We start from the raw sequence: 21,748 nt of genomic DNA on the forward strand, positions 1-21,748 counted from the left end.
AAAACGATGGGATATTGTTATTTTAGCATGAAAAATCGGAATTTCCCTATATCCATACGATAGATTGGAATTTATGCCATACTATTTGGTTTAAATGAAAAAATGCGATTGTCCTAAGGCAATCGCATTTTTTTTATAAATTAAGCTATCTTAAATTTATAAAATATCGCTTATAGTAGCTACAAAAGCTGCATGAGCCTCGTCCATAGTTAAAATATGGCCTTGCTTCTGAGCGTTTTGAGCCAGATCATAACCTGCTCTTGATGCAGCCATTCTCTGAGCAGGTGTACCGTGGTGACCACTACTGGAAAAACTACAGTCTCCAATTTGAAAGTAAAGATCAAGAAACTGCTCTACTCGTTTCCAATTGTATGTTGCTCCTCTTTTATGTGTCATGTAATAAGATGCAATAAAATCTGCTTCAAGCTCCGTATAACGTGTAGCTTCTGCAGGATCCTGAGCAGCACCGTTAGGATACCAGTCCCCAAAATTTAAAAATTGAATCTCATGAGCCCATTCGTGCGCTAAGATCCCTGTCCATACAATACCCTCGTCAATTCCAGTTTGAGAAAGCCAGTCTGGCAGTCCATCACCTATAACGATTGTACGGTTAGATGATGCAAAACCATCTGTTGCAAAGTATGGGTTTTCTGGTAGGTTAGGGGATTGCTCATTAAGTTCAAGTATTATATCAGCCTGTTCATAAGCCTGCTCCTGTGTAAGGGGTACAAAGTTTCCCTGTGCGTCGCGAAATCCAAAAAATGAATAGAAAACTTCTGCCACTTTTTCTCTGTCATTCAAATTTGCGGTATGCTCACCCTTAACTGTGATATCTACAGGCATGCTCCAGAATTTATTCAACTCTCTTTCCCTTTTAGTCATCAACTGAGTATAATTCCCATCTTCACCAAAATACTGATCTCCCTCATTGAGCAGAAAGCTATAGTAATAATTGATATCAGAGTATAATGAAACATAAGATAAGGCCAGTGGATCTGCAATGATGGAGTTGATATACTTATTTTGTACATCCCTTAGCTCCGTAGGGCCGCACGGGGATGGTGCAACTGCATTTCTAAAAAGATATGCTAAATTTTTGGAATTCTCATCCTGCCATTTTTTCGCATCGTCTTTAAGTTCTAGATTGTTTGTAGCTGCTTCAAGGTTTACGCCATCAGAAAAGTCCTGAGTTACGATTTCATCAGGGTTATCCTTTTCACAGGATATACTAATTATACTGAGTACAAGCGTTGCGCATGCCATTTTAATACTTCTATTCATAAGTTTGAGTTTGATTATTTATTTAAATTAAGGCTTTGTTTTATAAATTCAAAAGAAATTATGTTAACTCCTAAAAAGTAAATCGCAAAAAAAACCACCATTTCTGGCGGTTTTTAATAGTAAGGCTAACTTAATAATCAAATCATTTTATTTCTTCACAACCTGAATTTTTGAAGAAATAGCACCTTCCTCGTTAGTCAATTGTAAGAAATAAACTCCTTGTGACATGCCGGTCATGTCCATCACACCCTGATTTACACCAGGTCGAAGGTCAAGCGTTCTATTTATAACATTAGCACCGTTAAGGTTGAACAATTGTCCTTTGAATGTACCTCCGTTACCTTTAACAGCAAGGTTAAGATAACCACTTACCGGGTTAGGGTACATATTTATGTCCAATTCTGCATTGGCCACACGGTTGATTTGATTTTCGATGCTCAGGAGAATATCAATATCCTCATCACTAAGGGTGTTGATCACCAGGATTCCATCCAGGTCATAACCGTCTGCTGCGCCATCTGTAAAGTCGGCCGGATTGCTCATATCGGTCACACGGATAAAACGTGCGCTAGATAAGCCTCCATCGGCAAGATCAACTTCGCCATCACGGCAAATACCGGTACCTATCACAGACCAGGTTTCCCCATCGAGAGACGCTTCGATCATCGCTTTTTCAGGATAGGTTTCACAAGGTTGCCCAAGATCGTTAAAGCCGGTCTCCACAATCAGCAGGTCATTTCCAGCCATATCCATGACTTCACACCCTAATTCGATCACGATACTACCACCAAAGCCTAAAGAGACATAGTTGTAGTTGTCATTTTCCATAGGCATGCCCAGGGCACGTTCAGGATTTGATCTGCTCGCTGGCAAACTGCTGCCATCCTTTTTAAAGCCAGGGGAATAGTCTGTTACGGACTCCCCAAAACATAAAGTAGGCGCCTGGATTACTTCAAAAGTTACCGTTAATGCATTTCCGGCTTGTCCTGTTCCGTTTTTACCGGAATACGGTGTAGCAGTAATCGTGTTTTCACCTAAGGGAAAGGCAACGGGCATATAGATCGCGCCTTCATTACCATTGATGGTATACTCTGAGTTGTTTTCTACCTTAAATCTTGGGTTGTCATTAAAACCAAAGACGACGCTAGAGACATCAAGCACACCTACGTTAGCAACAACGCTAAACGCATTTTCTGGATAATTGTCCAGATTGATCACATCACCATCCATCAGCGGACCTATTTCTTCATTAAGATCTGCATTGTAGAGTACAAAGCCTGTAACTTCTGGTACTTCCAAAACTTCAAGACTTACGGGAACCTGAACTATGGGAGTAACAGGATCGTTGCTACCTATGGTAATATTTCCTTCATAAGTTTGACCACCTTCAAGGTCTTCCGCAGAAAAGGTTATTGGGATTTCTACGCTTTCGCCTGCTTCTATACTACCCAATAAGGGAGGAGTAAAAGTAATTGCGAGTTCATTAGTAAGATATTCCGTATTGAATAGTACCTGTAAACCGCTCGTTCCATCAGGGCCTTCCAGACCTACGGTACTACTTGTTGCAATACTGGAATCTACGATCCTGTACTGCGTTTTTATGGTACCATTAGGATATAAAATCACCTGAAAAGTTACAGGGTCTGGAATGGGTAGAAAGGGAGGGAACCCAAATCCAGGCACCGCTTCATACTGTACTATGAAATACTCTTCGCTAGCCTGATAAAAGACGCCCGTACCGTTTTGTGGTTCAAGGTCTGACCACATGGCAGCGATAATATTGTTAGGCTCCGTAGTACTTGGTATCTGCGCATTTGAAAAATTAGAACCTACCACGGGAGCGAATGTCAAGAAGCCATTTGCAGCAATAGTTACGCTGTCCTGTATATTTCCAAAGAAATTAAATTCAAATGGAAGTTCAACCGAAGCATTGCCTTCGCCGGCAGTACCTTCAAAAGCCACCGGGGTTCCAGATTCACTGATGTCTACATAATCATATGCTGGACCACCACTGTTATTGTCTATCCAGGTATAACCAAACGTTCCAGGACCGCCACTAGCATTCATAAACTGAGGTCCTTTGCGGGTATCGCCGGCTTCTTTGCTTCTTATTTTAGCAAATTCCAACTGAGGGTATACCTGAGGTGTTGCAGTAGCTTGGTCAGTAGAACCAAAATATGGCGGAGTAACCGAATAATTAAGCACAGAACCACCATTATTGTTGATAGTGATCGATTCACTAATAGAATCGCCTTTGTTTACAGTAAGATCAAAGGCTTCCGGGGTTACGGCGATGACCGGAGGGTCTATGCCTATACCGCTCAAAAGAACAGTTTCTGTTGAATTGTCAAATGCATCATTGCTCGTAATGGTGATTTCATCTGAAATAGAACCTATAACGCTTGGTGTGAACGTCACTCCAACCACAAGGGATTGATCAGGTTTTAAGCTGAATGGAGCTACGGTATCCAGCACAAAATCAGAATTTCCGTTAGATAATTCAGAAATCTCAAGGGTTTTTGAACCCGTATTTTCGATGAGGAAATCTGCAGAAGTACTCTGATTTACATATAGACCTCCAAAATTAAGGGTGTCTGGCGTAATGGTAATTTCCGGATATCCAATTACGGTAAGCTCAAATAATGTACTTGGGCTATTTATGGGATCATTACTGGAAACCTCAAGATTGTCAAAATACACACCATCGTTTAGCCCTGTTGCATCGAGTGTTACAGTAAGTTGACGTGACCCGCCAGCTGCAACAACTCCTGAAAGAGGCTTGACGTTGCTTATAAAACTGGTAAGTGGTTGTTCTGGTTTTACAAATCGCAGGGCCAGGTTATCTTTAATGTAACTTGTATTAAAAGCCACCTGAGCACCTTGTGTACCGTCTGCATTTTCAATACCTACTGTAGCAGAGTTGAGAAAGCCTGCATTTTCAACATTATCATAATATAGATCAATGTTTCCATCACTGTTCAATACGATTTGAAAAGTAACTGCAGATTCTGCCGTACCGCTATATTTTGATACCGTAGTCCATTGTATTATAAATCTATTTTCAAACGCCTGATAATGGACAGCTCCATTAAAATTTTGAGGTTCTAGATCATCCCATAATGCTGCGATCATATTATTTATACCGCCAGCGGTAGGAATTTGCTGATTGGTATAGGTAACCCCAGTAGGTTCCTGGAAAGCCACAAAACCATTGGCGTTTATAAAAGCATTATCATAAAACACTCCATAAAATTCAAAAGGGAATCCTATTGCGACTTGTGTAGAACCATCACCAAGTATATCTGAGGTGATTGCTGTTCCTGATCCCGAGATATCGTTAAAAGCATAAACGGGACCACCATCTTCATCGCTATCTATCCAGGTGTAACCAAAACCGGTATCTGTACCCACGCTATATTCAATTTGATTACCTCGACGGGGATCTGTAGCGCCCTTATCCAAATTATTTGCTGAACCAAAGTCAATAATTTCGGTGTTGTTTAATTGAACATCAGGATCTGCTAGCGCATTAGCCACGGCAAGATCAGGGAAAGAGAAGATTAATGGAGAATTTCCTTCATTTTTCAAGGTAATCTCACTATCTATTGTAGTTCCCGCATCTGTGGTTTCAGAAACCTCAGTAGGGTCAAGAACTGCAACCGGTGGATCAACACCCACCCCGTTTACTACGATCTGTAATTCATCATTTTCTGGTGCATCACTGTTTATGGTAAGAATACCGTTGATACTTCCTGTAGCAGAAGGGGCAAAAGTTACCACAACATCAAGGCTCCCGTTTGCGGCAATAGCAGCTTGTGCTGGCTCCACACTAAAATCTGGATTGTCTGAAGTTATACTTTCAATTGTAAGTACATCCAGTCCCAGATTATCTATGGTAAATGTGCGTTCTGCCTCGCTGCCCAAAAATACATTGTTGAAGAGCAAGAATTCATCAGAAATGGCAATTTCAGAAATCTGGCCTGAAACTTCAAAAGTTGTTGCTAGACGTGCTTCTGGAGTTATAGGGTCATTGCTAGAAACTACAATATCTGTATCGTAAACTCCATTTGCTAATGTTGTACCATCAAAGGTAACATTTACCTCGAGTGATTCTCCTGGTGCAACTGTACCTGATGAAGGTTCTAATGCGATATAACCATCTCTACCACCGCTAAGTGCACGGGTAAAAAACGCAAAATCTACAGCAACGTATGTTGCTCCGCCATCGCTACTTGCAAAATAAGTGTTTGGTCGTATGGTTGCAGCAGAATCGTATCCCTGAGGGAACGCGATACCATCAGGATATTGATAAACTATCCAGAAGGTTTCGCCAGCGGTAAAAGTTTGAGCTTCATCAAGTACATTTGCCACTACAATGCCATCTGCACTTGATTGCGTAAAGGTTTGTGTTATCAAAAGCTCACCATCGTTTGGACTCGCGTCACCGCCTCTGTAAACTTGCAAAATAATAGTGGGATCTGAAACGGCTTCTGTCCTATAGGCATTTCTAATTGCAGATAGGGTAAAATCGCCTTCTGTAACAAATTTCATTGCCGAAGTGAGCGGTGCTGTTTGAAAACCTACAAAATCATCAGGAAAATCAACCCCTGAATCGTAAGAAATGGAGTCAGAATACGTTACTGCATCACGCTGTACATTTTTATGAATTTTGAGATTCTCCAATGTACTGGCAATTTTCATAGAAACCTTTTCTGTATTGCCTACGCCATAGTTGGCCATATCAAGATCTTCTATTTTGATAGCGTTGTCCATTGCCGGAGGCGTAAAAGAAGTAGAACCAGGAGAAGCCGTAAAATCAAGTGGGCTTTCGCCGGAATTTGAAATGGTAAAACTTGATTGTGCTGTGGCAGGAGTTTCTGTGATCACATTTACCGAAGCGCTCAGAGAATCTGGAGCTACTTCTATGGTAGGCGGTTGAAGTACGGTAAGTGCAACAGGAACCTTAATCTGAGGATTGTCAAGATCATTGCTGCTAACTGTAAGTGCCGCTTCGTAAGATCCAGGATTAAGGGTTCTTGCATCAAATTTTACGTTTACGGTACTGGTGGTTCCAAAGGGAACAGTACCTGCGCTTGGGCTTACAGACAAAAAAAAGGAAGAAGGATCACCATCTGTAATCTCAAAATCGTCCATATCAAAAGTAGAACCTGTAACTTCCATATTTGAAAGAATTACAACCTGCTCAATTTCCGGGGCAAATCCCTGTCCTGAAAAGACTAGTTCTTCATCAAAGAAAATTGAAAATGTGGAGTCATCCTTATCTACCACGATACGAAGGTCAAAATAACCCTCTGGCGTTGTAGCGGTAATGGGAACAAAATCACTTTCTGTAAGTACATCTATACTTCGGTCTGGATTGAACCGTAGGCGCGTATTGACCGAGTTTGCGGTAGGAGATTGTGGGATCACTTCCCAGGTTACGCCTTCTCCCTGAATATTTATAGTAGCCGAAGCGACCATAAACGGTTCATCACCAGGAGTAATTGTAGGCGAAATTGCAAGAACGCTGCCAGCCCTCGTGCTACCTAATCCATCAGAAATACCTCTAAAATGCTGATTTCCATTTTCAGGATTTTCGGTAGAGACGACCCAGTTTCCCGGATATTGACCGCTCCATCCCAGTTGACCCAGAATATCACCAGTGGTGAATTCTTCAAAATCTGTTGCGTAAAGACTAGTAACTATTTTCTCAAAACCTCCACTGTATTTAACAAGTTGTCCGTTGCCAAACAGTGTAGTATTCGTATTGAAATTGGTCGTTTTTGAGCCCGAATTAGCAATATACTCCCTTGATATCGCAACTCGAGAATCAAATTCTTGCGTAGAGTCGCTAACAACCTCAATAGAATAAGTAAGATCTTCATCTCCATTGTTTGCAATGCTAAGTTCACGGGTTATAATTTGAAATTGCTCAATAGTCTCATCAAATGATTCTGGACTAACAGAAATTTGCGGAGTTTCCGTACCGTCAAGTACACGCACTGTTACCGGAATGGCAATCTGGTTCTCATTTGCGCTTCCACTTACAAATATCGTATCGTTGTATATTCCCTTTACAAGTCCTGAAGCGTCAAGGTTGACGTTAAATGTATTTGTACCGGCAGAAGCAATTGTAAAACTTTCTGGATCAAAGGAAGTGATAACAGTAGCATCAGAATTTGCATTTACGGTAACATCTATTGCGTCATCAGAAATGTTAGAGATTTCAATCGCACGGCTTAAGGTGTCACCCACAAAAAGTTCTTCGGTTAAAGATTGTGGAGTAGCAATAAGAGATGGCGCATCTTCATCGTTTATAACCCAGCCCATATCTTTGAATAGACCACGGGTAATGTCGCCAATATCAAAGTTTGATTCTGCAGAGCCCACCTGAGGTGTCATAAGTGAGTTGGGATCACCTGCGGGAAAAGAAACTTCGTCCCAGTGTGCAAGGCTAGAACCACCTTGCCACGTTGATGGAGCATAAAGTTCTGGTCGCTCACCTGCAAGAGCGGCAACCGCAAAAGTTCCTCCCATATAGAGGTCACCACCCGTAAAGGCACTTCCCAGTTCTGTAGAAGGGTCTGCCAGATCGAGAAGTCGAGTACCATCACCAAGTTCCATAAAGAGACCGTAAACGGAAGGGTTTCCGCCAGATCTCAAAGAACCTGTGCCAGCATTATAACTACGCACGGTGGTAAAGCCCAGGCCGTGACCAGCTTCGTGAAGCGCTACGGTCACAAAATCGTAAAGCCCTGCCGGTGTATTTCCATCAGTGCCAAAGTACCAGGGGATACCGTTGCCCAGATTCACCAAGAGATCATAATCTTCATCTGGAAAAAGAGCTTCCCCTGCAATTGAATTTGCCAGTGCCGCAGGATAAAGTACATCTTGCTCAGGAGCACCTGGGAAATTTGTGACATTATATGCTGGTCCTGCCGAAGCAAGAACACCTTGTCCCAAATCTGCAAAATCTGCATACACCTTTATGGGAACAGCAGAGACAACTTGTGTCGCCCAGATATCAAGTGCAAATTGAAAAGCAGCACTTGCTTCGGGATTGGCCTGTGCTCCCGGGCCGAAGGTAATGTCAAATTCCGCGGTTGCGGCATTTTCCATTGTGCGTTGAAAATCCCCAGATGACGTTTTGGGAATATTTACTTGGGTATTCATATCATCTGGCCCAGCGGGACAAACAATAATTTCACCAGGTAATTTAACAGGTTTTTGAGCGAAGGCTTGTTGGAATCCCATAAAGAGAAAAATAAAAGCCGTCAAAATAGTCATTGCGGTAGCCGATAATGAACTTCTGGCATGTACACAACAACCTCTGGAATTGAGGTACTCTTGTTTCATAGATAAAAAGTTTTAATTGGATTTTTGTTGAGATAAAGTTATCCTATTTTTTTGCTGGATTTTACGTTTAACGTATGTATGAGTAGTTAAACTTTTATTTTTAGTTTATATTAATAAGAAAAATGCTTCAAATTAGAAATAATATAATGCTTTCGAGAATTGTGTATTTAATCGATATTTTTAGCATTTATGGTGTTTGTTAATTAATTTTTTTACTCTAAAAAGCTATAAATGATGCCTTTAGTAGAAATTTTCCTACCTCGTCAAAATGCATATAAATACTTTGAATTTGAGTAAAAATTTTACGATTAATTTACTCTAAATGAAAAATGACTACATATACCATAATTGCTAGATGTGATTCAAGCTAAATATCTAGCGTTTTAAATCTTCTTTTTGCATATCTTTCCAACCTATAAGAAAGTGCTTAAACCCTTCAGTTATTTTATTAAACACATAATAAAGTTATAGACCAGCAATGATTGAAATACAATCTATTACGGCTCAGGATACGTACGGTATTCGCCATAAAGTGCTACGTCCTGGTCGCCCCTTTAAGGAATGTTTTTTTGAAGGTGATACTGCTCCTCAAACCTTTCATATAGGAGCTTTTTCAATGGGAAAACTGATAGGGGTTGCCAGTTTTATGGTAGATGAGTATAGTGGCTTTAGCGGTAAACAATTCAGATTGCGTGGTATGGCCGTCTTGACAGATTATCAGGGTCAGGGTATAGGAAAAAAACTAGTTGTGTATGGGGAGGAAAAGGTAAGGGAGAAAGGTTTTGACCTTTTATGGTTCAATGCCCGCAAGATTGCTATTGAATTTTATAAACGCCTGGGATTTACAATCAAAGGAAATGCCTTTGAAATCCCCACAGTAGGAAAACATTATGTAATGTTTAAAAAATTATAACTAGTATTAAGGGCATAAACCTCAGATACAGACAAAGAAAAGCCCCACGTATTATATGATAGTTCAAATAAAAGCGTGAGGCTTTAACCCGTTTTTCAATCTTTCTTTAAAACAAATTAATTAACGGCATCTTCAATTTTAGTTTCCCCGTTGATCATTTCAAAAGTTTCATTAGCGGCTATAGTATCGCTTAGTGCTTGTACAAGTACTGATGCAACATCTTCCCGGGTTATTTTCCCAGTTCCGTCAAGCTTTTCTGCCTTCTTTATTTTACCGGTAGCTTGATCATTTGTGAGCGTTCCAGGACGCACAATAGTATATTTTAGGCCACTTTTTCGTAAATGTTCGTCAGCTTCTTCTTTGGCTTTTAAATATTTGGAAAGATCGGGATTGCTTTCTGGTTCATCTGCTTTGATACTGCTCAACATTACGAATTTTTTTACGTTCGCTTTCTTTGCGGCATCTACTACTTTTTTAGCTCCTTCCTGATCTACAAGAATTGTTTTTTCATCAGAAGTATTCCCACCAGATCCCGCAGCGAAAATTATTTTATCAATTCCTTTAACTGCATCTGTGACATCGTTTTCTAGATCTGCCAGAACCGTATGGATGCCTTTATCCTTAAATTGTGCTTGTTGCTCCTCTTTACGAACCATGGCTACAGCCTCGTAATTTTCAGTATTATTGACTTTGTCTACTATTATTTTTCCTGTGGTACCATTTGCACCTACGATAAGTATTTTCTCCATTGTAATATGATTTATTTAATGGTGCAATTTAAAAAGCGAATGCGGAAGAAATGGGATCATTAACGGCTATTAACCTCTACCAATACTATTCCCTTAAGGACATGTTAAGGCATTTTTAATCGAAATAGGAATGTTCTAAATTTGCATCATGAAAACATCATTTGGAGCCCTTACCGATTCGGAAACCCCCGTTTTAATAGATTTTCATGCCAGTTGGTGTGGACCTTGTCAGACACTTGCGCCTATACTTCAGGATGTAAAGAAAGATCTAGGGGAGAATATAAAAATTATTAAGGTCGACGTTGATAAAAACAAGCCGCTGGCGGCTAAATTTAAAGTGCGTGGTGTACCTACTCTTATGCTTTTCAAGAATGGTCAGCAACTCTGGAGAAAGAGTGGTTTAATGACTAAAAATGACTTAAAAGAGGCTATTCTACCCCACAAATAGGTAGTTTTGTTTACTAAATGTTGATTTTTTGTTCATTTAGGTTCTTTCTATATCTAGACTGTATCTATAAAGTTCCTACCCGTTCGGTTAAAGATAATAAGACCAACAAAAAAAAGGATAAGGCTAAGAAGTATACAGTATAGCAATAAATCCCATTCAAAAAAACCTTCTCCCAATACCATGTACCTAAAAGCTTCGATAAGAATGGCTATGGGATTGTATTCAACGATCCAGGCATAATCCCCAAGTGTTCGGCTATTTCTTACTTCAGAAATAGGATACATCACGGCAGACACGTACATAAGTAGAGACGTTGCGAAACTTATAAGAATCCTAAAATCGCGGTATTTTGTTGTCAATGCCGAGATTAGCATTCCTACCCCAAGACCAAAAATAGCCATTGTAGCCAATAAAACGGGAAATAGCCATACAGTCATATTGGGAGCTAGAGGACTTCCCTTCCATAAATAATAAAAATAGAAAATAACAAATATCAACAATTGAACACCCATTTTAAGCAAGCCTGAAATGGCCTGAGAAAGGGGTGCTATAAACCTTGGGAAATAGACTTTTGCAAAAAGGCCGGCATTTGTGGCAAAAGTATTTGATGACGTGGTCAGGCAGTGCGTAAAATAATTCCAAAGTGTTACACCTGCGAGGTTGAACAAAAATGGAGGTACATTTCCGGTAGATATCGTTGCTATATTATTAAAGACCAATGTGAAAATGACAGATGTAAAAAGGGGCTGTATTAAATACCAGAGCGGTCCCAATATGGTTTGTTTATAGGTCGCTACTATATCCCTACGTACAAATAACAATAGAAGATCACGGTAGCGCCATAATTCTGGAAAGTCAATCGCCATGAGAGATTGCTCCGCATTAATCTCATAAAGCCAGCCTTTATCGTCATCCTTTTCCACCGTTCCTATTTCGCTTTTTTGCATTTGATTTACCGCGCACGTTTTTCAGTATTTTTGAGAAAAACCCTGTTTTTTCATCTTCGTGATATCCTTCGGCATAACTGCCATATCCATAACCGTAGCCATAATTATAACCTAATTTGCCTTTGGTCCTAAAATAATTAAGCACAAAACTGATGTTTTTTACCTCCCCTCGTTTATACTTCTCGTTGATATTTGCAAGCATTCCTTTTTTAGTATAGTCCTGTCTTATCACGTAAAGTGTTGCATCTACATAGGATTGAAGTTCTAAAGCATCTGCGACCAGACCTACCGGTGGGGTGTCCAGGATGATATAGTCATAATTTTTCTTGAGTTCTGCAATAAGCGCATCCATTTGATCACTCATGAGCAGTTCAGAAGGATTGGGCGGTACGGGACCGGCCAGAATAATATCAAGATAGGGCAGGTGGGAAGGCTGCTTGATCTCTTCATAACTTTTATCACCTATTAAATAATTGACTACACCTATGTTTTTATCAAGACTGAAATCATCATAAATTTTGGGTTTTCTAAGGTCGAGACCTACCAATACCGTTCTGCGTTCGCTTAGGGCAAAAACAGTGGCCAGGTTCATGCTGCAAAATGTTTTTCCCTCGCCGCCTACTGAAGAAGTTACCATTACGGTTTTTGCCCCATCTATTTTTTGCCGCCTATAAATAAACTGAAGGCTTGACCGAATGGCCCTAAAGGCTTCTGCAACCGCAGATTTTGGTTTATCCAAAAGGACCAGATTAGAGTCTAGAGAACTTTTTCCTATAGCACCTAAGACAGGAATCTCTGAAAGTTGTTTCAGCTCATCGGGGTTGTTGATCTTATTATCAAAAAAAACAAGCAAGAATACGACGATCATGGGTACTGCACTTCCCGCAATGGCAGCCATAATATAATTGGTCTTTGTATCTGGACCTACAGCACCACCGCCTATATCTTTAGCGGGATCTATAACCTGTATGTCAGAAACGTTTGCAGATTTTATGATTCCGGCTTCACTTCGTTTCGCCAAAAAGATACTATAGGTGTTTTCGCTTAAATTGTATTTGCGCTGTATGCCCAGCAACTGCTGCTGTTCTGCAGGCAATTTGCGCATTTGGGATTCCACATTGCCTATATCCTGGCGTATACTGTTGAGTTGGCTATTGAGAATTTCCTTAGATGAAGATATATTCTCCAGCACAATTGTTTTTATGGCATTGATGCGTCTATCCAGATCGTTAAATATGGGATTGCCCGGTTTTGCCGAATAAGACAACCGCTTTCTTTGTTCAGAAAGCGCGATAATATTTGATACTTGTTGTGAGATACTACCTTCCCCTATTCCGGTAAGGGAGGGGGCGGGAATATTTGAGGAATAATCTGTGCGGGTTATGAGGTAATCTTCCAGATTTCTGTAATACTGTAATTGTTGCTCCAGCTGTTGTTGCTTTGTATCCAGCTCACTCACTTTTACGATCAGGCTTTCTTCACTACCAGATATGCCTACGCTGGTATTATTTTCCCTAAACGCATTAAGTTCCTGTTGAACATTTTTAAGTTCAGAAGATTTATTGGCTAAACTGCTATCAATAAATTTGATTGTCTTTGTTGCAAACAGGTTTTTGCGCTCTAGCTGATCTGTGCTCAGCACTTCTACAGATGTATTGAGATAATCTACGATACGGTATTTATTTGTCCCTTCCATGGTCAGGCTCATGATGCTTGAACCACTGGGGGTCTGCTCCACACTGAGGTTTCGGTAAGCACTTACCGTAGCATCAAAATCGCTCAGTTTTAGTAGGTATTTTTGACCTTTTAAGGCAATTATATCTGTAGGCTGTACTTTAAAGTTGAGAAAAGGCAAATCTACGGGATCACCCAAAGCATAGCGCTTTATAAAATCCTGTGAGGGAAGTACGAACGGGATTTTTTCTTTAGTACTATAATTTTGAAGCATGCCGTCGCCTCCCTTTAGTGCTATTTTGAGATCAAAATGTGATGCATCAACAAATTCAATGGTTATTGTAGTATTTAAAAGTTGAGGTTCGGCTGTATTGATGTCCACCTTAAAAGGTGTTTTGTCATAAACATCTAAAAGGTTGTATTCGCCCTGCTTAAGATATGCTACATAGAATTGCAGTTTCTCCACCACTTTTTCATTATGGCTTCGTGATTTAAGAAAAATCAGTGCGGTTTGTACTTTATCTGTAGTACCTCCCCAGTTGAACGTGAGACTGGTATTGCTCGTAAAAAAAGGATTTTGGTCATCTTTGACCGAGATCATATTGCTCAGGCGGTATACGGTCTCCTTGCGTATATTGATGTAATACGCGATATAAAATGCGATACTTAGAGAGATTATAAAAAGAGGCCAATACCGTAAAATTTTGATCAGAAACCCCCTAAAATCAAAAAAATGCTGCTGGTCTTTTATTTCGAATCCATCTTCCATTTAAAGTCGTGTAAATAATAAAATGGTCGTGGTAAGTGCAGTAAATATTGATAATACGGTTGTAAAGGATGATAGTCCCGTAGTGCCCGTACCTAGTGATTTCTGGGGCAGGGGATTGACCAGTATAAGGTCATTGGGCTGAATGTTATAATACGGGGATTGCATGGACTCTATTTCGGTAAGATCCAGATGATGTACGCGTTGGCCACCCGGATACTGCCTTATAATTACCACATCTTTCCTGTCACCGGTAATCAATATATCACCGCTGTTTGCGATAGCATCCATAAGGCTCAGTTTTTCTACCAGTTCCACCTTGACGCCGGGGCTGCCCACCTCACCAGCTATGGTGTATTTAATCCCGGCTAGTTTTACGGTTACAAAAATGTTTGCTTCTTCGGTAAAGTAGTCCTCCAGAAGTTTTTGTTCAATGATTTTACGAATCTCCTCTGTAGTATAGCCTAAAACATTGACTTCTCCCAGTGTGGGAACCCGTATTTTGCCATGACGGTCTACAGCAAATCCATCGTAATAATAACCTTCATCCAGAGCGTTGCCGCCCGACTCTGATTCCTGACCGGCATTAGATGAAGATGGGTTGAAAAGGGTTACTAATTTCTGATCCAGCGCCTTGATGCGTAAGCTCAGGACATCGTTGATCTGAACCCGGTAGGGGCGCTGTTGCAGATCAATTGAAATCAAGCTGTCGTCAGTTTTTGTGTTTTCCTGTAAATATGTAAGATCTTTTGTAGGAATGCAGGACGTCAAGGCCAACAGCATTAGTATATAAAAAATATAAGTTAAGCTTCGCATAGCTTGGGATTGCTAGAACGTAAAGATACTTTTTATCGACGAAATACAAAATTTAAAGATTCCTTTAACATATTCGGGTAATTTAATAGGGATACTTGAAGATTTCAGTTGTACCGAATTATTCTTTTCCCCTGTATTGCGCACTTTCTTCAAAAATATGCTGAAGGATGCGCTGTTCCCTGTCATCAAAATCAATATGGCGGCGCTGCATCACTATTTTTATGGTCTCGAACGCCTTATCCATTCTATAGGTTGTCATCCCTGCGCTTCCTCCCCAACTGTAGGATGGTATAAAATTGCGCGGAAAATCACCACCGTAGATATTTGCTGCGACCCCTACCACGGTTCCTGTATTGAACATGGTATTGATACCGCATTTGCTGTGATCACCCATCATAAGCCCACAAAATTGGAGTCCGGTTTTTTCAAAACCTTCTTTTTCATAGTCCCACAAGCGTATCTCGGCATAATTATTTTTGAGATTGCTCGTATTGGTATCGGCACCCATGTTGCACCATTCCCCAAGTACGGAATTTCCTAAAAAGCCATCATGGCCCTTGTTTGAATATCCCATCAAAATAGAATTATTGATTTCACCACCCACTTTACTAAAGGGTCCCACAGTGGTAGGTCCATAAATTTTCGCCCCCATTTTTACGGCTGCCTGTTCACCCAGGGAAAAAGGTCCGCGGATAAGGCATCCCTCCATGACCTCACTGTTTTTTGCCAGATAAATGGGTCCGCCGGAAGCGTTGAGTGAAGCAAATGTTACAACGGCTCCTTCTTCGAGGAATATGTTTTCTTTATTTATGCAGTGCACCCCATCTGGTATAGGTTGCGAAGTACGGCCATGTGTAAGTAGTTTGAAATCTTCTTCGATCGCTCTGCCATTCAGGGAAAAGAGATCCCAGGTATGGTTGATTTTAAAAATCGCTTCTTCAGGGCAATTTTTGACATTAAATGCATCAAAATTTGCCTGATTTTCAGCTTTTTCACTGCGATAGGCAACAATCTCGTCAGCGTAAGCAAGGGCTTCTCTGGTTTTTAATTCTTTAACGGAAGTAACCAGCTCTTCCGTAGGTAAGAACGACGCGTTGATCAATACATTATCGTTTGTTTCCTTCAACTGAAATTTTTCTGAAAGATATTTTTCAGTAAGTGAGGAAGTTGGAGCGCTGAGATGCTTTTCCCACTTTTCACGTATGGTCAGTATGCCAATGCGCAGGTCAGCAACTGGACGGGTGAACGTGAAAGGCAGCAGTTGTTTACGGGCTTTGCCGTCAAAAAGAATGTAATTCATGTGTAAAAGCTATAATTCTTTGAGGTTTATTCTTGCCAAAGGTATCACATTGAAGTGAATAGGTTTTTGACTATCTAAAAAAATGATATTAACGATTTATTGCTTCGCCTGGTTTTATCCCAGATTTATTGTGGGCGTGTATCAATTTTTGGCTAAGATAATGAAAGCGTATATACAGAAACAATGCTGAGGTGCTCAAGCCTGCAAGCAGCCCAAACCAGATGCCCTGGCTTCCCATATTTTCGGCTTTGCCAAAATACCACGCCACGGGAAAGCCTACCAGCCAGTACGCTACAAAACAAATATACGTGGGTACCTTGACATCTTGCAGGCCGCGTAACGCACCCAGTATGACGACCTGCAGCCCATCGCTAAGCTGAAATAGTGCGGCTACAACCAGCAGTTGACTGGCGAGCAAGATAACTTCTGCATTATCAATATAAAAAGGGGGCAGCACATCTTTTAAAAGTATAAAACCTACCGCAAACACCGCTTCTATTAAAAAAACCTGTAAAAATAAAGACAGCGCTATGCGTCGCATATTTTGATAATCTAGTTTGCCCTTTTGATTGCCCACGCGTATGGTGGCCGTTACCCCAAGCCCTACGGCAATCATAAACGTCATTGCGGCAAGGTTAAGGGCAATTTGATTTGCAGCCTGTGCATTAGTGCCCAAGATTCCACTTAAAAAGATACACGAGGTAAAAAGCGCCACTTCAAACAACATCTGCATGGCAGTGGGAAAACCCAAGTCAAAGATCCGCTTAAAAATTGCCAATTTAAAAGCTTTACGACGTGTCCAGATAAAATAAGGTTTGAATTTCTCCCTTCGGCTGAGAATGAAATAAAGCAGCCAGAGCATAAAAAAGCGGGAAATTAAGGTGCCGTACGCCGCGCCCTCAAGTTCAAGCCGCGGAAAACCTAATTTTCCATAAATGAGCAAATAGTTGAAAAACACATTTACGACGTTTGCCAAAATAGTGGCATACATCGCATAACGCGTATTGGAAAGACCGTCTGCAAATTGTTTAAAGGCCTGAAAAATCATAAGTGGTATGAGGGAAAACGCAACAATTTCCATATAAGGTATGGCAAGCACGACCACTTCTACCGGTTGGTCAAGGTAATACAACAGCGGTTTTGCGAGCAATAACAATAAAAAAAGCAGAATTCCATTAATGGTGCATAAAACGATGCCATGATGAAAATAATTGCGGCCCATTTTTGTATCTGCCGCACCATCTGCCTCTGCAATGAGTGGGGTAATCGCAAATGAAAAACCTATGCCCAGGGAAAGCGCGATAAAAACCAGGCTGTTGCCCAGGGAAACCGCGGCAAGGGGCGCTGCGCCTAACCGCCCAACCATAAGATTATCTGCCAGCGCAACAAGAATATGGCCTAGTTGGCCCAGCATTATGGGAAAGGCCAACTTAAGATTGGTATTAAATTCTTTGGTGTAATTCTTTAATTGCAATGGGGCGATTTTTTAGGACGGCAAAAATAGTCAAAGAAGTTGCAATTTAGAGCCTGCCGTTCAACTACTTTTATAGAATTAATGCCTGATGCTTTTTATTGTAAAAAAGGATTTGAATTTTAGGCAGCTAGAAGGATCATCAAAATAAATCCTACTTTACGTACATTTGCATTTTCCCCACACCATGAACGAGCAGATCAATTTTACAAATAAAAAAATTCCTGAATCCATAACGGCCGAGACCCTTAAAGCACTTTCGTATTATCCCGCTTTAAAAGACACGCCTATTGCTTTTAAGTTCAAGAAAAATATCAAGAAATCTACGATGCAGGCCCAGCCTATATTCGGTAGTTTTTTTAGATCCCGAAAAAACCGGGAATATGTAATTCTTATCAGTAAACGGGTAAAAATTGATAAAGAGGTTTTTAAGATCACAGATGTACCCTCAGATGTCTTGATAGGATGGATAGGCCACGAACTTGGCCATGTGATGGATTACAGGGAGCGGGGAACGATTGATATGTTTTTCTTCGGGATTAAATATCTGTATTCTACCGGTCATATTCAGGAAGCAGAGCGTGCGGCTGATACTTTTGCGGTTGCCCATGGTATGGGCGATTATATTTTAAAAACAAAGGATTTTATTCTCAATCACGCTGATATCTCTGAGGCTTATAAAAACCGTATACGTCAACTTTACCTTTCGCCAGAAGAAATCATGCAACTTATTGAAGAGCATAGCGACGAAGAAAAAGTCTAAAATTTGTAAAAAAATTATAAGCTGTATATTCTACTTGCTGTTAAATAAGCGTTCAATAAAATATACAGCTTAATTCAATCTATTGGTCAGCTACAAAAGCTTCCCATTCCTTAAATTTTTCCTCACCCATTACTTTTTCCATTTTTACCTGGCCGCCCTTTTTCTTATTGGCCGCGTTCCAGTCATAAAAAACATCTGGTTTAATGGTTTTCACAATAACGCCTTTTAAAGCTTTACCACGGGCAACCTTGTAGTTTTTATTGGCATTTTGCAGGCTTTCATCCAGTTTTTTAGCGAGTTCTTCATTGTTGGCCTCGTCTGATGTTCCCAAATACCAGTAGTGATAGAATTCGTCATTATCGTCAGGATTCCGCTTTGCGGAAATGGTGAATTCAGGTATTTTAATATCAAAATGATCCTCTAATTCCTGCACCGCGTCACTCATTTTATTTACAGAAAGTTGGCTTCCCACCACATTAAGGAAAAACTTGGTGCGACCGGTAATTTTAATTTCTGCGCGCTCAATATCGGTGAATGCGATCGTATCGCCAATGAGGTATCTCCAGGCGCCACTTACGGTAGAAATGATCAAAATATAATCCTGATCTTTTTCCACTTCCGCAAGGGTATAGACCGGTGCATCCTGTAGGATGGAACCGTCTTCGTTGATATAATCAGGATTCATGGGTACGAACTCAAAGTAAATCCCATTATCTGTCACGAGACGCATAGAATCTGTTTCGGGACGTGTTTGAAAGGCGATAAAACCTTCGGAAGCCAGATAGGTGTCTATAATCGTAACCGGTTTTCCCAGAAGCGCTTTAAAACTTTTCTCATAAGGTGAAAAAGCTACCCCACCTGATGTATAAACCTGTAGATTAGGCCAAATATCATGTATATTGTTAAGTTTATTGACCTCAATTACCTTCTCGATCATGAGCTCCATCCAACTGGGAATTCCGCTCAAAGCGCCAATGTCCCACTGATCTGCATTTTTTGCAATGTGCTCCACTTTTTGATCCCAATCGTCAATTTTTGCAATTTCATCACCCGGCTTGTAATAACCTTTAAACCAGAAAGGAATTCGGCTTGCACTGATTCCGCTAATTTCCCCTTCCAGATGGCCGTTTTCTTCAGCCAGGGCCGTAGAGCTGCCCAGCATCATGATTTCTTTTTCAAAAAAGTCTGGTTCGAGGTCAAAATGCGCCAGCGCCCCCACTTGTTTGATTCCCGCAGAACGGATGGCGTCTATCATATCTTCTGTCACTGGGATACGCTTGCTTGTTTTGCCCGTAGTACCAGAACTTAAAGCAAAATAATCTGGGGTACCCGGCCAGGTAACATCTACTTCACCTTCGTGCATTTTACTCCACCATTGTTCATTGAGACTATTGTAGTCAAAGAAGGGAACATTTTTAGCAAAGGTTTTTTCCAGGTTTTCTTCCGGAAGCATGGCCTCGAAAGCATAATGTTTCCCAAACTGGGTATTTTTAGCCTTTTCCAGAAGGTTTTCAAGCACCTCGCGCTGTTCCTCAATGGGATTTGATTCATTAGTGAAGGAATCACTGAGATCTATTACACCTTTTATAATGGAACCGATTATTGCCATGACTGTTGCTTTATTTTATATGAATGGGGCTAAAATTAAATGTATACAGTTAGAAAACGCGCTAACTTAAAAATAGTTTAACAGGAAATAATTGTTTAGAGTAATAACGGATTCAATTTACTTTACGCCATACCTATCAAAAAGATAAACCAAACTTGCCATTGCGGCCGCACCAAGTTCGAGTTCGCGGCGGTTTACCACTTCAAAAGTATCATTCGCCGCATGATGATAGTCAAAATAGCGTTGTGAGTCGGGACGCAGGCCGGCAAGTACGATACCTTCTCCTTCCAGCGGACCAATATCTGCACCGCTATGGCCTTTTTCAAAATAATGTATCAGATAAGGTTTGAAAAGTTCCTTCCATTCTAAAACCTGCTGAACATTGGCATCGCTCGCATCAAAAGAAAACCCTCGTGGTGTAAATCCACCCGAATCACTTTCCAGGGCAAAAATGTGCTTTTGATTCTGTTTCTTAGCTTCTTCAGCATAGGTCGTTCCTCCGCGAAGACCGTTTTCCTCATTCATATAAAGCACCGCGCGAATGCTGTGTTTTGGTTTGTAATTGCTCGCTTTCATTAAGCGAAGTACTTCCATGCTTTGCACGATACCCGCGCCATCATCCTGAGCACCTTCGCCCAGGTCCCAGGAATCCATATGGCCGCCCACAACCATATACTTTTCGGGAGATTCACTACCGGTGATCTGACCTATCACATTATAGGATTTTACATCCTCGTGGTTTTCACAGGACATTTTATAATAAAATTGGGTCTCCGGATTTTCTTTTAATGTTTTGCTCAATAGATTCGCGCCGTTTGTACTTATAGCGGCAGCGGGAATGCGCTGCTCATCGGGAAGGTCACCGTAGGACATCGCTCCCGTATGTGGGAAATCATCCTGACGTAAGTTCATGGAGCGTACGATCACACCTACCGCACCATATTTTGCTGCTTCCATAGCGCCCGCACCACGTTGATCAACCGCATTTCCATACGCGTTGAACGTTTCAATAAGATCTGCCTGCATGGGCCTGTTATAAAAAACGAGTTTACCCTTAAGTTGGTCTTTTCCATAGCGTTCCAGGTCTTCAATACCCTGCACTTCGATAACTTTTGCGCTGAGTCCATTTTCTGCTGTGGCTACTGATCCACCAAGGGCACAGATGGGCACTGTTGTTTTTGCGGAATCAGTGGTTGTGAAATAGGCGGTCTCCGCTGCGCCACGCGTCCATTTTGGCACCATGACCGGCTGGAGCCATACACTGTCAAGTTGTAGTGTTTCCAATTCTTTTTTTGCCCATTGTACCGCTTTTTCCGCACCTTCGCTTCCGCTCAATCTGGGGCCAATATCCTTTGTCAACGTTCGTAACCATTCGTAACTTTTTCCCTGCATCAAAGAGATGTCATAGAGTTTGCGCAATGTTATAGAATCCTGTTCGGTTTGTGCGTTTAGGCTTGTTAAACCCATAAACAGGGTAAAAAAGCTTAAAAATAGGCGTAGGGTCATGTTTTTCTTATTTTGTGAGATGCTAAAATATAAAAGAAACCAGCGTATAGCTTTATTTGATGTCATGAATTTGCAAAAGAAAATAGTTGCAGTTGCTTTAATTTTTGGAGGCTACTATTCCGTATAACGCCAATTTATATTCTATCTAC

13 protein-coding genes are annotated in these 21,748 nt (G+C 40.8%); 3 read left to right on the forward strand and 10 right to left on the reverse strand.

What is annotated here, in order from left to right; genetic code table 11:
* Positions 1–156: 156 nt before the first annotated feature.
* Together P162_RS11540 and P162_RS11545 are read right to left on the reverse strand one after the other, a co-directional pair.
* Positions 157–1,281, reverse strand: coding sequence for a hypothetical protein (locus P162_RS11540; protein WP_031427533.1), 1,125 nt, complete (start codon positions 1,279–1,281; stop codon positions 157–159).
* A gap of 147 nt (positions 1,282–1,428) precedes the next feature.
* Positions 1,429–8,637, reverse strand: coding sequence for a choice-of-anchor D domain-containing protein (locus P162_RS11545; protein ID WP_031427534.1), 7,209 nt, complete (start codon positions 8,635–8,637; stop codon positions 1,429–1,431).
* Between the two features lie 478 nt (positions 8,638–9,115).
* Here P162_RS11545 and P162_RS11550 point away from each other — a divergent pair, with 478 nt between their 5' ends.
* On the forward strand, positions 9,116–9,550 hold the full coding sequence (locus P162_RS11550; RefSeq protein WP_031427535.1) for a GNAT family N-acetyltransferase: 435 nt from the start codon (positions 9,116–9,118) through the stop codon (positions 9,548–9,550).
* A 116-nt stretch (positions 9,551–9,666) separates the two neighbouring features.
* Here the strand turns inward: P162_RS11550 and P162_RS11555 are convergent, their stop codons facing one another.
* The gene (locus tag P162_RS11555) at positions 9,667–10,299 is read right to left on the reverse strand and encodes an SDR family oxidoreductase (protein ID WP_031427536.1); all 633 of its coding nucleotides are present in this window, start codon (positions 10,297–10,299) and stop codon (positions 9,667–9,669) included.
* Between the two features lie 148 nt (positions 10,300–10,447).
* On the opposite strand from P162_RS11555, the gene trxA reads away from it, so the two are divergent.
* Positions 10,448–10,747, forward strand: coding sequence for a thioredoxin (gene trxA / locus P162_RS11560; RefSeq protein ID WP_031427537.1), 300 nt, complete (start codon positions 10,448–10,450; stop codon positions 10,745–10,747).
* A 53-nt stretch (positions 10,748–10,800) separates the two neighbouring features.
* Here the strand turns inward: trxA and P162_RS11565 are convergent, their stop codons facing one another.
* The 5 genes from P162_RS11565 to P162_RS11585 all read right to left on the reverse strand — a co-directional run bounded on the left by P162_RS11565 (position 10,801) and on the right by P162_RS11585 (position 17,724).
* Complete coding sequence (locus P162_RS11565; protein ID WP_051907867.1) at positions 10,801–11,694, reverse strand: ABC transporter permease; 894 nt, start codon at positions 11,692–11,694, stop codon at positions 10,801–10,803.
* A complete protein-coding gene (locus tag P162_RS11570; protein ID WP_051907868.1) occupies positions 11,657–14,137 on the reverse strand; it encodes an exopolysaccharide transport family protein in 2,481 nt (826 codons plus the stop codon). Before P162_RS11570 ends, P162_RS11565 begins: the two co-directional genes overlap by 38 nt.
* Complete coding sequence (locus tag P162_RS11575; RefSeq protein ID WP_031427540.1) at positions 14,138–14,950, reverse strand: polysaccharide biosynthesis/export family protein; 813 nt, start codon at positions 14,948–14,950, stop codon at positions 14,138–14,140.
* Between the two features lie 118 nt (positions 14,951–15,068).
* Positions 15,069–16,250, reverse strand: coding sequence for a GlmU family protein (locus tag P162_RS11580; protein ID WP_031427541.1), 1,182 nt, complete (start codon positions 16,248–16,250; stop codon positions 15,069–15,071).
* A gap of 88 nt (positions 16,251–16,338) precedes the next feature.
* A complete protein-coding gene (locus tag P162_RS11585; protein WP_051907869.1) occupies positions 16,339–17,724 on the reverse strand; it encodes an MATE family efflux transporter in 1,386 nt (461 codons plus the stop codon).
* A gap of 166 nt (positions 17,725–17,890) precedes the next feature.
* On the opposite strand from P162_RS11585, the gene P162_RS11590 reads away from it, so the two are divergent.
* Complete coding sequence (locus P162_RS11590) at positions 17,891–18,484, forward strand: hypothetical protein (protein ID WP_410471168.1); 594 nt, start codon at positions 17,891–17,893, stop codon at positions 18,482–18,484.
* Between the two features lie 79 nt (positions 18,485–18,563).
* Here P162_RS11590 and P162_RS11595 read toward each other — a convergent pair whose 3' ends face one another.
* Together P162_RS11595 and P162_RS11600 are read right to left on the reverse strand one after the other, a co-directional pair.
* Positions 18,564–20,093: a GH3 auxin-responsive promoter family protein gene (locus tag P162_RS11595; RefSeq protein ID WP_031427544.1), complete on the reverse strand. Its 1,530-nt coding sequence runs from the start codon at positions 20,091–20,093 to the stop codon at positions 18,564–18,566.
* A 117-nt stretch (positions 20,094–20,210) separates the two neighbouring features.
* Entirely contained in the window at positions 20,211–21,599 is a 1,389-nt protein-coding gene (locus tag P162_RS11600) for a M20/M25/M40 family metallo-hydrolase (RefSeq protein ID WP_031427545.1), read from the reverse strand.
* Positions 21,600–21,748: the final 149 nt, after the last annotated feature.

The sequence above is a fragment of the Flavimarina sp. Hel_I_48 genome (assembly GCF_000733945.1).
Lineage (GTDB): Bacteria > Bacteroidota > Bacteroidia > Flavobacteriales > Flavobacteriaceae > Leeuwenhoekiella.

Excerpts from the sequence above, each read along its gene's own strand:
- P162_RS11540 (WP_031427533.1), bottom strand. The coding sequence starts at position 1,281 with ATGAATAGAAGTATTAAAATGGCATGCGCAACGCTTGTACTCAGTATA.
- P162_RS11545 (WP_031427534.1), bottom strand. The coding sequence starts at position 8,637 with ATGAAACAAGAGTACCTCAATTCCAGAGGTTGTTGTGTACATGCCAGA.
- P162_RS11550 (WP_031427535.1), top strand. The coding sequence starts at position 9,116 with ATGATTGAAATACAATCTATTACGGCTCAGGATACGTACGGTATTCGC.
- P162_RS11555 (WP_031427536.1), bottom strand. The coding sequence starts at position 10,299 with ATGGAGAAAATACTTATCGTAGGTGCAAATGGTACCACAGGAAAAATA.
- trxA (WP_031427537.1), top strand. The coding sequence starts at position 10,448 with ATGAAAACATCATTTGGAGCCCTTACCGATTCGGAAACCCCCGTTTTA.
- P162_RS11565 (WP_051907867.1), bottom strand. The coding sequence starts at position 11,694 with ATGCAAAAAAGCGAAATAGGAACGGTGGAAAAGGATGACGATAAAGGC.
- P162_RS11570 (WP_051907868.1), bottom strand. The coding sequence starts at position 14,137 with ATGGAAGATGGATTCGAAATAAAAGACCAGCAGCATTTTTTTGATTTT.
- P162_RS11575 (WP_031427540.1), bottom strand. The coding sequence starts at position 14,950 with ATGCGAAGCTTAACTTATATTTTTTATATACTAATGCTGTTGGCCTTG.
- P162_RS11580 (WP_031427541.1), bottom strand. The coding sequence starts at position 16,250 with ATGAATTACATTCTTTTTGACGGCAAAGCCCGTAAACAACTGCTGCCT.
- P162_RS11595 (WP_031427544.1), bottom strand. The coding sequence starts at position 20,093 with ATGGCAATAATCGGTTCCATTATAAAAGGTGTAATAGATCTCAGTGAT.
- P162_RS11600 (WP_031427545.1), bottom strand. The coding sequence starts at position 21,599 with ATGACCCTACGCCTATTTTTAAGCTTTTTTACCCTGTTTATGGGTTTA.